Genomic DNA, 840 nt, shown 5'->3' with positions numbered 1-840 from the left:
AAAACCGGAAGAACCAAAGGTGACAGAGGAGCCGAATGTGCTTGAAAAGCCAGAGGTGAAAGAAAAGCCGGAAGTGTCGGTGAAACCAACAGAAGAGCAAGAACAAGTTGAAACAACAGAAGACTTGAAAGAAGAAAAACCAGAAGAACCAAAGGTGACAGAGGAGCCGAATGTGCTTGAAAAGCCAGAGGTGAAAGAAAAGCCGGAAGTGTCGGTAAAACCAACAGAAGAGCAAGAACAAGTTGAAACAACAGAAGACTTGAAAGAAGAAAAGCCAGAAGAACCAAAGGTGACAGAGGAGCCAAATGTGCTTGAAAAGCCAGAGGTGAAAGAAAAGCCGGAAGTGTCGGTAAAACCAACAGAAGAGCAAGAACAAGTTGAAACAACAGAAGACTTGAAAGAAGAAAAGCCAGAAGAACCAAAGGTGACAGAGGAGCCAAATGTATTAGAGAAACCAGAGGTAACAGACAAACCGGAGATCTTAGTAACACCAGAAGAAGAAAATAAAGAAGAAACAACAGAAGAAATAGAAGAGTCATTAAAACCGGAAACACCAAAGGTGACAGAGGAGCCAAATGTATTAGAGAAACCAGAGGTAACAGACAAACCGGAGATCTTAGTAACACCAGAAGAAGAAAATAAAGAAGAAACAACAGAAGAAATAGAAGAGTCATTAAAACCGGAAACACCAAAGGTGACAGAGGAGCCAAATGTATTAGAGAAACCAGAGGTAACAGACAAACCGGAGATCTTAGTAACACCAGAAGAAGAAAATAAAGAAGAAACAACAGAAGAAATAGAAGAGTCATTAAAACCGGAAACACCAAAGGTGACAGAGGA

Annotated in this window: 1 pseudogene; it reads left to right on the top strand. The window is 40.8% G+C overall.

Annotated elements, in window-relative coordinates:
• Window positions 1–19: 19 nt before the first annotated feature.
• Window positions 20–840, top strand: a pseudogene (locus SB773_RS29865) (Cna B-type domain-containing protein); the annotation flags it as partial.

Source organism: Bacillus sp. SIMBA_074 (assembly GCF_046534555.1).
In the GTDB taxonomy this organism is placed as follows: domain Bacteria; phylum Bacillota; class Bacilli; order Bacillales; family Bacillaceae_G; genus Bacillus_A; species Bacillus_A mycoides.
The sequence above is the reverse complement of the archived record's forward strand: the minus strand, read 5'-3'. Positions and strand labels throughout refer to the sequence as shown.